General features: G+C 59.7%; 10 protein-coding genes, 4 tRNA genes and 1 pseudogene. 10 read left to right on the forward strand and 5 right to left on the reverse strand.

Annotated features, from left to right (window positions below; all coding sequences use genetic code 11):
- The first annotated feature begins 77 nt into the window (after positions 1-77).
- On the forward strand, positions 78-776 hold the full coding sequence (gene pyrF / locus AB4O35_RS14970; protein WP_065872644.1) for an orotidine-5'-phosphate decarboxylase: 699 nt from the start codon (positions 78-80) through the stop codon (positions 774-776).
- A gap of 137 nt (positions 777-913) precedes the next feature.
- On the opposite strand, the gene AB4O35_RS14975 is transcribed toward pyrF, so the two are convergent.
- The gene (locus tag AB4O35_RS14975; protein ID WP_065872643.1) at positions 914-1,921 is read right to left on the reverse strand and encodes an NADP-dependent oxidoreductase; all 1,008 of its coding nucleotides are present in this window, start codon (positions 1,919-1,921) and stop codon (positions 914-916) included.
- 240 nt (positions 1,922-2,161) lie between these two features.
- On the opposite strand from AB4O35_RS14975, the gene AB4O35_RS14980 reads away from it, so the two are divergent.
- From AB4O35_RS14980 to AB4O35_RS14995, 4 genes and pseudogenes are all read left to right on the forward strand, one after another.
- Entirely contained in the window at positions 2,162-2,923 is a 762-nt protein-coding gene (locus AB4O35_RS14980) for an SDR family oxidoreductase (RefSeq protein ID WP_065872642.1), read from the forward strand.
- 204 nt (positions 2,924-3,127) lie between these two features.
- Positions 3,128-4,540, forward strand: a complete 1,413-nt coding sequence (locus tag AB4O35_RS14985) for an aminotransferase-like domain-containing protein (RefSeq protein ID WP_065909866.1) — start codon at positions 3,128-3,130, stop codon at positions 4,538-4,540.
- A 996-nt stretch (positions 4,541-5,536) separates the two neighbouring features.
- Positions 5,537-5,713: pseudogene (locus AB4O35_RS14990) on the forward strand (HAMP domain-containing protein); the annotation flags it as partial.
- Positions 5,714-5,917: 204 nt separating this feature from the next.
- Entirely contained in the window at positions 5,918-6,622 is a 705-nt protein-coding gene (locus AB4O35_RS14995) for a methyl-accepting chemotaxis protein (protein WP_371913954.1), read from the forward strand.
- Between the two features lie 36 nt (positions 6,623-6,658).
- On the opposite strand, the gene AB4O35_RS15000 is transcribed toward AB4O35_RS14995, so the two are convergent.
- Complete coding sequence (locus tag AB4O35_RS15000; RefSeq protein ID WP_065945639.1) at positions 6,659-7,471, reverse strand: alpha/beta fold hydrolase; 813 nt, start codon at positions 7,469-7,471, stop codon at positions 6,659-6,661.
- A 117-nt stretch (positions 7,472-7,588) separates the two neighbouring features.
- Positions 7,589-8,359, reverse strand: a complete 771-nt coding sequence (locus AB4O35_RS15005) for a hypothetical protein (protein WP_065872638.1) — start codon at positions 8,357-8,359, stop codon at positions 7,589-7,591.
- Between the two features lie 359 nt (positions 8,360-8,718).
- On the opposite strand from AB4O35_RS15005, the gene AB4O35_RS15010 reads away from it, so the two are divergent.
- The 4 genes from AB4O35_RS15010 (at position 8,719) to AB4O35_RS15025 (ending at position 9,133) form a co-directional block, all read left to right on the forward strand.
- Positions 8,719-8,794: transfer RNA gene (locus tag AB4O35_RS15010), tRNA-Glu, on the forward strand.
- A 4-nt stretch (positions 8,795-8,798) separates the two neighbouring features.
- Positions 8,799-8,874 (forward strand) — tRNA-Gly (locus AB4O35_RS15015).
- 104 nt (positions 8,875-8,978) lie between these two features.
- Positions 8,979-9,054 (forward strand) — tRNA-Glu (locus AB4O35_RS15020).
- A gap of 3 nt (positions 9,055-9,057) precedes the next feature.
- Positions 9,058-9,133: transfer RNA gene (locus tag AB4O35_RS15025), tRNA-Gly, on the forward strand.
- A 140-nt stretch (positions 9,134-9,273) separates the two neighbouring features.
- Here AB4O35_RS15025 and AB4O35_RS15030 read toward each other — a convergent pair.
- Together AB4O35_RS15030 and AB4O35_RS15035 are read right to left on the reverse strand one after the other, a co-directional pair.
- The gene (locus AB4O35_RS15030) at positions 9,274-11,013 is read right to left on the reverse strand and encodes a dipeptidase (RefSeq protein WP_065945638.1); all 1,740 of its coding nucleotides are present in this window, start codon (positions 11,011-11,013) and stop codon (positions 9,274-9,276) included.
- Between the two features lie 138 nt (positions 11,014-11,151).
- The gene (locus AB4O35_RS15035; RefSeq protein WP_065882497.1) at positions 11,152-11,793 is read right to left on the reverse strand and encodes an alanyl-tRNA editing protein; all 642 of its coding nucleotides are present in this window, start codon (positions 11,791-11,793) and stop codon (positions 11,152-11,154) included.
- 89 nt (positions 11,794-11,882) lie between these two features.
- Here AB4O35_RS15035 and AB4O35_RS15040 point away from each other — a divergent pair, with 89 nt between their 5' ends.
- Positions 11,883-12,815, forward strand: a complete 933-nt coding sequence (locus AB4O35_RS15040; protein ID WP_065945637.1) for a LysR family transcriptional regulator — start codon at positions 11,883-11,885, stop codon at positions 12,813-12,815.
- Positions 12,816-12,883 lie beyond the last annotated feature (68 nt).

The following is a 12,883-nucleotide window of genomic DNA, read 5'->3' on the forward strand; positions in this document are numbered from 1 at the left end:
CCGATCATCGGATCCCGCAACGGCGCTGCTTGCGCTACAATCCGCGCCGATTTCGACTTGCCTGAGAGCCCATTCCAATGTCCGTCTGCCAGACTCCTATCATCGTCGCCCTGGATTACCCCACTCGTGACGCCGCACTGAAGCTGGCTGACCAGTTGGATCCCAAGCTTTGCCGCGTCAAAGTCGGCAAGGAACTGTTCACCAGTTGCGCCGCGGAAATCGTCGGCACCCTGCGTGACAAAGGCTTCGAGGTGTTCCTCGACCTGAAATTCCACGACATCCCGAACACCACCGCCATGGCGGTCAAGGCTGCCGCCGAAATGGGCGTGTGGATGGTCAACGTGCATTGCTCCGGCGGCCTGCGCATGATGGCCGCCTGCCGTGAAGTGCTGGAACAGCGCAGCGGCCCCAAACCGCTGCTGATCGGCGTGACCGTGCTCACCAGCATGGAGCGTGAAGACTTGGCCGGTATTGGCCTGGACATCGAGCCCCAGGAGCAAGTCCTGCGCCTGGCCGCCCTGGCGCAGAAAGCCGGCCTCGATGGCCTGGTGTGTTCGGCGCTGGAAGCGCAGGCGCTGAAAACCGCGCACCCATCGCTGCAACTGGTGACGCCGGGCATTCGGCCGGCGGGCAGCGCCCAGGATGACCAGCGCCGTATCCTGACCCCGCGTCAGGCACTGGATGCGGGTTCGGATTACTTGGTAATTGGCCGCCCGATCAGCCAGGCGGCGGATCCGGCGCAGGCGCTGGCGGCCGTGGTAGCCGAAATCGCCTGATCGATCACAGAGCAAAATGTGGGAGCTGGCTTGCCTGCGATGCTGACAACTCGGTCTTTTAGTAATACCGAGGTGATGCTATCGCAGGCAAGCCAGCTCCCACATTGAGCAGTGCTTACAGTGGTATTCGGGGTGTGTCAGTTGACCTTGAGTACCAGTTTGCCAAAGTTCTCCCCGTTGAACAGCTTCATCAACGTCTCCGGGAACGTCTCCAGCCCCTCTACGATATCTTCCTTGCTCTTGAGCTTGCCCTGCGCCATCCAGCCGGCCATTTCCTGTCCGGCCGCGGCAAAGTTCGCCGCGTGATCCATCACCACAAAACCTTCCATTCGCGCGCGATTGACCAGCAATGACAGGTAGTTGGCCGGGCCCTTCACGGCTTCCTTGTTGTTGTATTGGCTGATGGCACCGCAAATCACCACGCGCGCCTTCAGTGCCAGGCGGCTGAGGACGGCGTCGAGAATATCGCCGCCGACGTTATCGAAATACACATCCACGCCCTTGGGGCATTCGCGCTTGAGCGCGGCGGGCACGTCTTCGCTTTTGTAATCGATGGCGGCGTCGAAGCCCAGTTCATTCACCAGGAACGTGCACTTGTCTGCACCGCCGGCAATGCCCACCACGCGGCAGCCTTTGAGCTTGGCGATCTGCCCGGCAATGCTGCCCACGGCGCCGGCCGCGCCGGAGATCACTACGGTTTCGCCTGCCTTGGGGGCGCCGGTGTCCAGCAACGCGAAATAGGCAGTCATGCCGGTCATGCCCAGGGCAGACAGGTAGCGCGGCAAAGGTGCGAGTTTTGGATCAACCTTGTAGAAACCACGCGGCTCGCCCAGGAAGTAATCCTGCACACCCAAGGCACCGTTGACGTAGTCCCCGACCGAAAATTTCGGGTTGTTGGACGCAATCACTTTCCCCACACCCAGCGCACGCATCACTTCACCGATGCCGACCGGCGGAATGTAGGACTTGCCTTCATTCATCCAGCCGCGCATGGCCGGGTCGAGGGACAGGTATTCGTTGCGCACCAGCACTTGCCCATCCTGGGGTGTGCCCACCGGCACTTCCTGGTAGGTGAAGGTTTCCCGGGTAGCCGCGCCGACCGGGCGCTTGGCGAGCAGGAATTGGCGGTTGGTCTGGGCGGTCATGGCAGGGACTCTTCTGGAAATGAACCTGAAGTGATAGACCCTGAACGGCCAGGGAGCAAGGTTCACCCAATGCGCGAATGCTTGTCGATAGGCATTGCTGATAGTCAGCCTAGGTCTGTTATCACTGCGATCCATGCAGCCTTAACCGGCCTTTTGATAGTGCTGACGCGTCCGGCGTGGCGTTGGCTAGACTCGGCCCACGGTTAGATTCCCCATAAAACACTCTGCAGGACATCCTCCATGAGCATGACGTTTTCCGGTCAAGTCGCCTTAGTAACCGGTGCCGCCGCCGGTATTGGCCGCGCCACCGCCCTCGCATTCGCCGCCGAAGGCTTGAAGGTCGTGGTTGCCGACCTGGATGCAGCGGGTGGCGAGGGCACCGTCGCCCTGATCCATCAAGCGGGTGGCGAAGCGCTGTTTGTACGCTGCAACGTCACGCTGGAGGCCGATGTGCAGCAATTGATGGCCCAGACCATCACCGCCTATGGCCGCCTGGACTACGCCTTCAATAACGCCGGGATCGAGATCGAGAAAGGCAAGCTGGCCGACGGCAGCCTGGATGAGTTCGACGCGATCATGGGCGTCAACGTCAAAGGTGTGTGGCTGTGCATGAAGTACCAGTTGCCGCTGCTGCTGGCCCAAGGTGGCGGGGCGATCGTCAACACGGCGTCGGTAGCGGGTTTGGGCGCGGCGCCCAAGATGAGCATTTACGCCGCTTCCAAGCATGCGGTGATCGGCCTGACCAAATCGGCGGCCATCGAGTATGCGAAGAAGAAAATCCGCGTCAATGCGGTCTGCCCGGCGGTGATCGATACCGATATGTTCCGGCGTGCCTATGAAGCCGACCCACGCAAAGCCGAATTTGCCGCCGCCATGCATCCGGTCGGGCGCATTGGCAAGGTCGAGGAGATCGCCAGCGCGGTGCTCTACCTCTGCAGTGATGGCGCGGCCTTTACCACTGGCCAGGCCTTGGCGGTGGACGGGGGGGCTACGGCTATCTAGGACCTCACGTCGCCCGCTATTCGAAAAGGTTTGGGAGGGCTGTGGGGCGTTTCCATAGCTGGCAATGGGCCCTGTCAGAATGTGTATCAGTAGGTAAATAACTTAATAAAATCAATACTTTAATAAGATTTGGCGACGGGTTGCGAGGGGCTTCTGTGCTTAACTGTTCTGGGTTGAATAACAAACAGTTGAAGTGAGTGGCGCATGGATTTAGGGATCGATCGACAAGCCCTTGTACCGGTGGTGCAGCAAATCATCAGCGCAGTGGCGCAGTGGATTCGCAACAGTGGGGCGAGCCCCGGTACACGCTTGCCGTCCATTCGACAGGTGGCCCTCGATAACCTGCTCAGCCAGTCCTGCGTGATCGAGGCGTTCGAGCGGATGGTCGCCCAGGGCTTGCTGGTGTCGAAACACGGCTCGGGGTTCGTGGTCGCGCAGCCGTCCGGCTCGCATGAGGGCCAATGGTACGAAGGCGCAGAGCGGGAATGGGGGCCGTTCGTCGATAACCCAATCGGTGAGCTGAAACTGGGCTGCGGCTGGTTGCCGGATGCCTGGCGCGAAAGCGATGACATCAGCTATGCGATTCGTGAAGTCACCCGTACCGACACCGCCGGCTTGTTCAACTACAGTACCCCATTGGGTTTGCTGGCGCTGCGCGAACAACTGCTTAAGCGACTGACCCAGATCCACATTGCCACCCACCTTGACCGCATTCTCACCACGGCAGGCGCCAGCCATGCACAGGACTTGCTGATACGCACGCTGCTCAAGGCTGGCGATTGCGTGGTGGTCGAAACGCCGGGGTACGGCAACCTCTATCGGCAGCTGGCGTTCCACGGCGTGCAACTGCTGCAAGTGCCGCGCACCCAAGGAGGCCCGGACCTTGCGGCGCTGGAAGCATTGCTGCAGCGGCATCGGCCCAAGTGCCTGTTCATCAACAGCCTGTATCACAACCCCACCGGCACCAGCCTGAACCGCACAGTGGCTGAACGTTTGCTGGAACTGGCGCACCGCGAGAACTTCCTGATCATTGAAGAGGATGTGTTCGGCGACCTGCAACCCGCCAGTTGCACGCGGCTTTCAGCGTTGCCCCATGGTGATCGGGTGATCTACGTCGCAAGCTTTTCCAAGACCCTGAGCAGTGCCCTGCGCGTGGGTTTTCTCAGTGCCAGCACGGTGATCATCGCGCAACTGGCGAGCCTCAAGACCATGACCGGGTTTGGCACCTCGCGATTTGCCGAGGCGGTGGTGGCCACGCTGCTGGCTAATGGCACCTATCGCAAGTGGGTGCAGCGCCTGCGCAAGCGACTGCGTGCGCAAATGGCCGCTACGTTGCAGGTACTGGAGGACGAGGAGTGGGAGGTGTTCGCCAAACCCGCTGGCGGTATGTTCCTGTGGGCACGGCCAGGGTTGGGGGATCGGTCAAGGGTGCAGGGGTGTGCCCGGCGGCTCGGCGTCTTGTTGTCGCCGGGGGTGCTGTTCAGTCCAACCGGCGAACCCAGCGATTGGCTGCGCATCAATGTGGCCTATGCGGCCGATCAACGAGCCTTGGCATTGTTCCGCGCCATGGGGCCTGCCAGATCGACCTCAACCATCCTGAAAACGACGAGCGTGTAGCTTTTTGCCATTATTGTGGCGCCAACGACTTGTGTTCAATGCCTTGTGGTTGCGAATCTCGCCTGAGTTAACCGGGCTTGATGGCATCTGCCATTGCAAGAGGATTCAAGTGCAATGATTTCGGCCGTGCAACGACATTTCGCCAACCTCGGTATGGCAAAGAAACTGGGCTTGGGCTTCACGCTGGTATTGCTGCTGACCGCGTTGGTCGCGGCCATCGGCGTGTGGTCCCTGCAATCCGTTGGGCAGCGTTTTGAAGGCCTCAAGGCCATGTCTTCGCTCAACAGCGGCCTGCTCAAGGTGCGCCTGATCGAGCAGGACTACGCGTTGCATGCCGACCCCAAGGCCGTCGATGCCCTGCATGAGAGTGTCGATACCCTGGCAGCGCTCGCGGCCAGCCTCAAGGCTCAATCGCCCGCCAACGTGCCGGTGATGACCGATGTCGAGCAAGCATTGGCGGAATACCGCAAGGCATTCGATGAGTTTGTCGAATTGACCCAGACCAAGGACCTGGCCTTGGAAATGGCCAGTTGGTCGGTGTCCAGCGTGGCGAACAACCTGGACGTCTTGCAGGCCGGGCTGGCAGATGACGGTGCCTATGGCCTGAAGGAAAGCCAGGGCAAGGAGGGCGCTGAGTTTATCGAGCAGGCGGGACAGGTCAGCCAAGTCTCACGCTTGATGTTGCAAGCCATGAACGAAGCCCATGTGCGTCTGGATCAGAGCCGCAAAGTGAGCGAGGAAGACACCGAGCAGGGCAAGATCGAGCAGGCGGACCAGGCCCTGGTGCAGGTCGAGCAACTGAAGACCTCGGTCAAGGATTCGGGCTACCAGACCGTGCTCAACGAAGTCTCCGGGCATATCGCCGGGTTCAGTGAAAAGCTCGGCGAATACACCGGCCTGCTGGCGCAGGAGAAAGTGGTCTACAAACAGTTGCATGATCGGGCGGAGCAAGTGGTCAGCCGGGTTAACCAGGCTTACAGCGCCGAAGATCAGTCGATGCAGGCGCAGTTAAAGAAAAGCGCAGGGCTGATCATCGGTTCTTCGGCCCTGGCACTGCTGGTAGGGTTGATTGCGGCGTGGGTGATAACCCGATTGATCGTTGCACCGCTGCGCAGTGTGATCGCCGTGGCCCAGCAGATTGCCGCCGGCGACTTGAGCGGGCGCATGGAAGTCAGTCGTCGCGATGAAATCGGCCAGTTGATGCAGGCGATGCAGCAGATGGGCAGTGGCTTGAGCCAAATGGTCAGCGGCCTGCAAGCCGGTATCGAACAACTGGCCAGCTCGGCGCATTCATTGTCCAGCGTCACCGAGCAGACCAATATCGAAGTCAGCAGCCAAAAAGAAGAAACCGAACAGGTTGCCACGGCGATGAACCAGATGACCGCCACCGTGCACGACGTGGCGCGCAATGCCGAAGAGGCTGCGCAAGCCGCGCAGACGGCGGACGACAAAGTCGACAGTGGCCAACGGGTGGTGCGCCAAAGCCTGCAGCGCATCGAATTACTGGCCACCTCCAGCACCAGTGCCAGCACCAGCATCGAGAGCCTGAGCGCAGAGATCCAGCATATCGGCACCGTGTTGAGCGTCATCAAAAGCGTGGCTGAACAGACCAACCTGCTGGCCCTTAACGCCGCCATCGAAGCCGCCCGCGCGGGTGAACAGGGGCGGGGTTTTGCGGTGGTCGCCGATGAGGTGCGCGCGTTGGCCAAGCGCACCCAGCAATCCACGGAAGAAATCGAGCGGTTGGTCAGTACCTTGCGCAGTGCGGCGCAGTCGTCCGTGCAGCAGATCCAGCAAAGCGGCGAGCTGGTGAAGCTGGCAGTGAGCGATGCGCTGGAAACCGAAAGCGCCCTGGGCAGCATCGCAGTGGCGGTGTCGTTGATCCAGCAGATGAACCAGCAGATTGCCGCTGCGGCCGAGGAGCAAAGCTCGGTGGCCGAAGAGATCAATCGCAGCGTTACCAGTATCCGTGCCAGTGCGGATCAGTCGGCGCTGAGCATGCAGGGCAACGCTGCGTCGAGTATTCAACTGGCGCAGTTGGGGGCGGAGCTCAAGGGCATGGTGGGGCATTTCCGCCTGTGATCGCAGCGTGTGGGCTGCGATCACAGGGGAGGGCGGTCAGGCGTGGTTGGCCAGGAAGGTCAGCAGCGCTTCGTTGACGAAGTCCGGATTTTCCCTCGCACTGATATGGCCGGCCTGCGGAATCAGGATCAGGCTGCAGCCGATCAGGCCGGCCATCTCCTCGGACTCGGCGGGAGGGCGCGGTTTGTCCTGTTCGCCACACATTACCAAGGTCGTGTCGGCATCCAGGCGTGGCAGCTGCGCCAGCACATCCTCGCGACTGAAGATCAACCGGCCCAGGGGCACGATGCTGCGCAGCAGGCGCTCTTTGGAGTAACCCTGCAATTGCTTGCGGAAATCCTGGTACAGCGCTGATTCACGATCGATGCCTGGGCGGAAGAAGATCGGCGCAATCACATCCAGCAAAGGTTCAGGGATGGCGCCGGCGTCTTCGATCATCTTGAACAGCGAGAAATAGTACTGGCGCGTGGCCTCGGGCTCGGCGCCGAGGTAGGTGTCCATCAGCACCAGGCTGTTGACCCGCTCGGGTGCGAGCAACGCCAGCCGCGCCCCCCACATGCCACCGACCGAGAGACCCACCAGGTTGATGTGTGCGATGTCCAACTGGTCCAGCAGGGCCAGGGCCTGGCGTGCGAGGTCGTCGAGGGAATGGGTTTGCGCCGGCAGCGGGCCGGACTCGCCATGGCCCCACAGCTCGGGCACGATCACGCGGTACTGTTGCGACAGGGCTTCGACCTGCGGCGACCACATGTCGCGGTCCCACAGGTAGCTTGAGCCCAGCAGTACGACGGGGCCGGAGCCCTGGTCGACGTAGTGCAGCGGTTGTCCATCAATGACGGCGACAGGCATAGCAGGCCTCTGACTTCACGGAGTGAGGGGCACTTTTTTACGCTAGTCGAGGGGCGGGGGATAGATGCAAAGTGATGGCATGTGGCGAACAGGGTTCGCCACATGGAGAGGGGCCAATCAGTCGTAGATGGCTTTTTTCTTCCATTCCGCGTCGGCGTCGACCACTTTGAGGCCTTCGGTCAATTCGTTGACCTCGTCTTCGGCAGGCTTGCTGTTGGTCAGTACCGTGGAGTTGGCACGGACCAGTTGGGCTTCCAGTTGTTGCAGCTGCGCGCTGTAGATCACCGGCTCCGGTTGTTTGCGCAGGTACTGCACGCCACGTTCGAATGCCAGGCGCGCCTGGCCCGGCTGGCTTTGCTGCAAGGCATGCTGGCCGAGGTTGTTGAAGAACTCGATATGCAGCAACACCAGGATATGGCGGATTTCCTTGATCCAGTGCTTGGCCTCGTTGGTCGACAGGAAGCCGTCCTGGGCCGCGCGGGTGACCTGGCCGTGCAGGGCTTCAAGCAGGAAACGCACGTCCTTGGCCTTGGCTTCGGTCTGGATCGGCGCGGGCGGGTTGTTCACCGGGATCGATTCACCCTGGGCCACCAGCGTATTCAGCTCGGCAATGCGGGCCTTGATCGGTGTGCTGGTCTTGTTGAGGTTCAACAGCCGCTGGTTAACGTTGAGCTCCAGTCGGGTCAGCAACAGTTTGAGCGCCGGGGTCATCAACTGGCCGGGAAAGGTCTCGGTGATCTCACCGCAACGGCGTAGCCGATCATTGAGTTCGATTTCGGTACGTTTCTTTTCCAGCTTGTTGTTTTCCACCACGTGGTTCATATAGCCAATGGCAATCAGGATGGCGATAACGGCTATTACCAACAGGGTGATCATGAGTGGTGTCACCGGTGTGACCTCTTTATAGGGTTTACAGTGGAGTGTAGTGACTGGGCGTTGCGGCGGATAGAACTGATCGACCAGTTGCCCAGGTAGTTTGCTTCTATATAGATAGGCGTTCCCTGCATGGATGCACATTGCCATCATTTGCCGGAGTGAACTATAGCGTCTTGTCGGGCGCCAGAATATAGGCGTCAAAGCCCGAACGGGCATAACGCCCGCACAAGCCCGGAAAGCAGGGGGAAGTCATTGATTTAAATAAATTTATCCTTGGGGGTTGACGACCTTTCAATCCATCCATAGAATGCGCGCCACTTACAGCGTAAAGCACACAGCGAAACGCGGTAGGGAGTGAATGTTGTACGTGTGTCCCCTTCGTCTAGTGGCCTAGGACACCGCCCTTTCACGGCGGTAACAGGGGTTCGAGTCCCCTAGGGGACGCCAATATGCGGGAATAGCTCAGTTGGTAGAGCACGACCTTGCCAAGGTCGGGGTCGCGAGTTCGAGTCTCGTTTCCCGCTCCAAATTTATGCAGTGTTGCTCTCGGGCGACACTGAGTGAAACCAGGGCATGATCTTCGGATTTAATCTCTGGGCACTGAAATACACACCATGTGTTTCAGTAGCGTGTCCCCTTCGTCTAGTGGCCTAGGACACCGCCCTTTCACGGCGGTAACAGGGGTTCGAGTCCCCTAGGGGACGCCATTTGCGGGAATAGCTCAGTTGGTAGAGCACGACCTTGCCAAGGTCGGGGTCGCGAGTTCGAGTCTCGTTTCCCGCTCCATATTCAATGAAAACGCCGATCAGAGATGATCGGCGTTTTTGTTTGCGCGCTCGAAAAGGCAGGCGTGATATCGCGTAAGGTTTGCGATTTATCGCTTTGCTCGAATCAAGGGCTCGCCATTGCGGCGAGCCCTGGTAACGTCAGAGCTTCGGCAACTGCCCGATACGCCCCATCATTTCCGTGACGATCTGCAAGTCCAGCAAGAACTGGTCGACCGTCTTGAACTCATTGTCGGTGTGCCCGGTGTATTTCACTTCCGGGCGTGCCAGGCCGAATTGCACGCCGTTGGGCAGCTCGTGCACGGACGTTGCGCCGGCCGAGGTACCGAACTTGTGCGCCATGCCGAGGTTTTCGCTGGCCACTGCCAGGAGGGCTTTCACCCATTCACCTTCCGGGTTGCGGAACATCGGTTCGGCCACCGAGTAGGTGAAGTCCACCTTGACCTTGGTTTTCTTGTCCCAGGCGCTTAATTTATCGGCGATTTCTGCCTTGAGTTTCTCCGGGGATTTGCCCTTTGGCACACGCAGGTTCACCGCCAGTTTGAAGGCTTTGTCATCCAGGCCGACAAAGGTCAGCGAGGTGGTCAGCGGCCCCATGAGTTCGTCAGAGAAGCCCACGCCCAGCTTGCCGCCGAGGTAGTCCAGGCCCCAGTTGTCAGACGCATAACGTGCGGCATCGGTAATGTGGTTGTGCTTGAGGGCGATTTTGCCGTCGATGCTGTGGATCAGCTCCAGCATGCGCGATACCGGGTTGATGCCGGACTCCGGCTCGGACGAGTGAGCCGAAACACCAGTGACCGTCAGCTTGACGTCTTTACCGTCGACCTTGGCGGCGACCTCGAAATCACCGCCGTTACGCTTGGCATATTCAGTGCCGGCCTTTTGCAGGCTGGCGGCCAATTCAGCAGGTTTGTCGCTGACAAACGTTGCAACCGAGGCCGACGGGATCTGGTTAGTCGCCATGCCGCCGGTCATCGAGATAATTTCCGCGCCTTTGCCTTCACCCTTGCGACGCGGGAACGTCGCCATCACCGTGCCGTAGCCTTTTTCGGCAATCACCACCGGGTAGCCGCCATCCAGCGCGAGGTTGTATTGCGGCGTCGGGTTCTTTTCAAAGTAATACGGAATTGCGTCGCCGGAGGTTTCTTCGGTGGTGTCCACCAGCAGCTTGAAGTTACGCGCCAGCGGCAGCTTCTCTTCCTTGATGACCTTCATGGCATACATGGCTACCACAATGCCGTTTTTGTCATCCTCGGTGCCACGGCCGTACATGCGGTCGCCGATCCGTGTGACTTTGAATGGGTCGAGTTTGGTGCCGTCTTTCAGCACCCAGTTTTCCGGCGTTACCGGTACCACATCGGCGTGGGCATGAATGCCGACCACTTCATCGCCGCTGCCTTCCAGAGAAATTTCGTACACACGATTATCGATATTGCGGAAATTCAGGTTGAAGGCCTTGGCCAGGTCCTGGATCTTGCCGGCGATCTTGATGAATTCCGGGTTTTTATACTGCGGTACACCGTCCACATTGAACGTCGGAATTTCCACCAGCTCTCGCAGGGTTTCGAGCGCAGCCTTGCCGTATTTCACTCGCGTATAAATGCCCAGCAGGCGGTGGATTTCGTTTTGCTGCTCGGCGCTCAGGGTTTTGTTATCCAGGAACGCGCTGATTGCCGGCCCCACATCGCCGGTTTTGCCCAACTCCCCCTTGGTCAGAGTAGCGAGGAAACCACGAAAGTCAGTGACTGAGGTTTCGCTGAAATTTTTCAGTATCACCGTGCTTTGAGCGGGGGTGATGTTGGCAAAGGCGGGGGCGCAGATGGCCGAAAGGCTCGCTGCAACCAGGGTGGCGGCAACCAGGTGCTTGAGTGGAAAGTGCATTGTTAGAAGCATTCCTTTGCAGGTAGTGAGTAGGAGGTTTCTGATCGATCTGTCAGAAACATTTCCACACACTACCATCACCCCGCTTGAGAGTGGGAGCGCCAATCCCATGAAGTGTCTGCCAAATGGGTGGGGAGATCACACCGCTATGACTTCGCCGATGCTATAGCGCACCGACAGCGCGCCCTTTTTCTCCGATAGCGCCAGGATGCGGATCTGGCCCAATTCACTCAATGTTTGCACGTGCGTGCCGCCACAGGCATAGGCGGGCAATTCACCGAAGCCGACTTCGCGGGTGCCATCGTCCAGGGTTGTATGGCGAGAATAGTCGGCGCTGATCCATCGATTGACCTGCTTTTGAATCAGTTCGGCCTCCATGGCTTGTGCGGCTTCGCCACGGATAAAAGTAATCTTGCCTTCGCCGGGCCAGTGGTGGGCCTTGATGGGCATCCATCCCAGGGTTTCGCCGGCATTGCCAATCAAGTGCCCTGCCGAATGCAGGCGCGTATGCAGGGCCCGACGTTGCTCGTTGACCCGAGCGGTGATCGGGCCGGGCGGCAGGGGGTGGTCGACGTAATGCACCACGCGGTCGGCGTCCTGGCTGACTCGCAGTACGTTGCTCTCACCGAGCCAGCCAGTGTCGCAGGGCTGCCCGCCACCTTGGGGATGGAAAATCGTCGACTGCAAGGTGACTGCAAAGTGATCCTCATGCGGGGTGCAACTCAGCACTTCTAGCTCGGCAGTCAGGTGATCGTGGGTGAAAAACAGGCGCTCGGTCATAATCTACATCCGCATCGGGGTTCTACCGACAGTATAAATAGTGCGCAACTGGGTGATAATCTGCCAAATCTTCAATGGACCTGTGCACCATGAGCATCAATCTACCTTTGCCGCTGCTGGGCGAAATGGCGATTTTCGTCAAAGTGGTGGAGGCCGGCAGCTTCTCCGAAGCCGCCCGGCAAATGGGCGCCTCACCCTCCTCGGTGAGCCGCAGCATCTCGCGCCTGGAGAAAGCCCTGGCGACTCGGTTGCTGCAACGCACCACACGCAAATTGCGCTTGAGCGAGGGTGGCGAAGAGGTGTTCAAGCGCTGCCAGGAAATGGTCAGCGCGGCGCGTTCGGTGATGGAAATCAGCGGGCAGTTCACCCATGAAGCCGAAGGGCTGGTGCGGGTCAGCGTGCCCAAGGCGGTGGGGCGGTTTGTGGTGCACCCGCACATGCCGGAGTTCCTGCGGCGTTATCCCAAGGTCGATGTGCACTTGATCCTCGAGGACCGGCCGGTGGACCTGATTGATGACAATGTCGACCTGAGTATTCGCATCACCGACAGCCCGCCGCCGGGGTTGGTGGGTCGGCAGTTACTGCCTATCGAGCATTTGTTGTGCGCGACGCCGCAGTACTTGGCCGAGCACGGTACGCCGGCCCATCCTCATGATTTGCTGGAGCACAGTTGCATCTACCTGGGGGAAACGCCGGGGGATTCTCGCTGGAAGTTCCGCCAGGCCGGCAAGGCCGTGACGGTTGCCGTGCGCGGGCGCTATGCGGCGAACCATACGGGTGTGCGCTTGGATGCGGTGTTGCAGCATGTAGGGATTGGCAGCTTGCCGTATTTCACGGCGCGCCATGCCTTGGAAGAAGGGCGGTTGGTGCAGGTGTTGGCGGGGTGGGACTTTATTGCGTCCTACCATGGCGAGGCATGGTTGCTGCATTCACCCACGCGGTATCTGCCACCGAAGTTGCGGGTGTTTATTGATTATCTGGTGGAGTGTATGGCGAAGGAGCCGACACTGCGCCGACGGTAGATGTGGGAGCTGGCTTGCCTGCGATGCAGGCAACTCGGTCTGCAGTTAAACCGAGGTGATGCCATCGC

Source organism: Pseudomonas sp. H1_A03, from assembly GCF_054685145.1.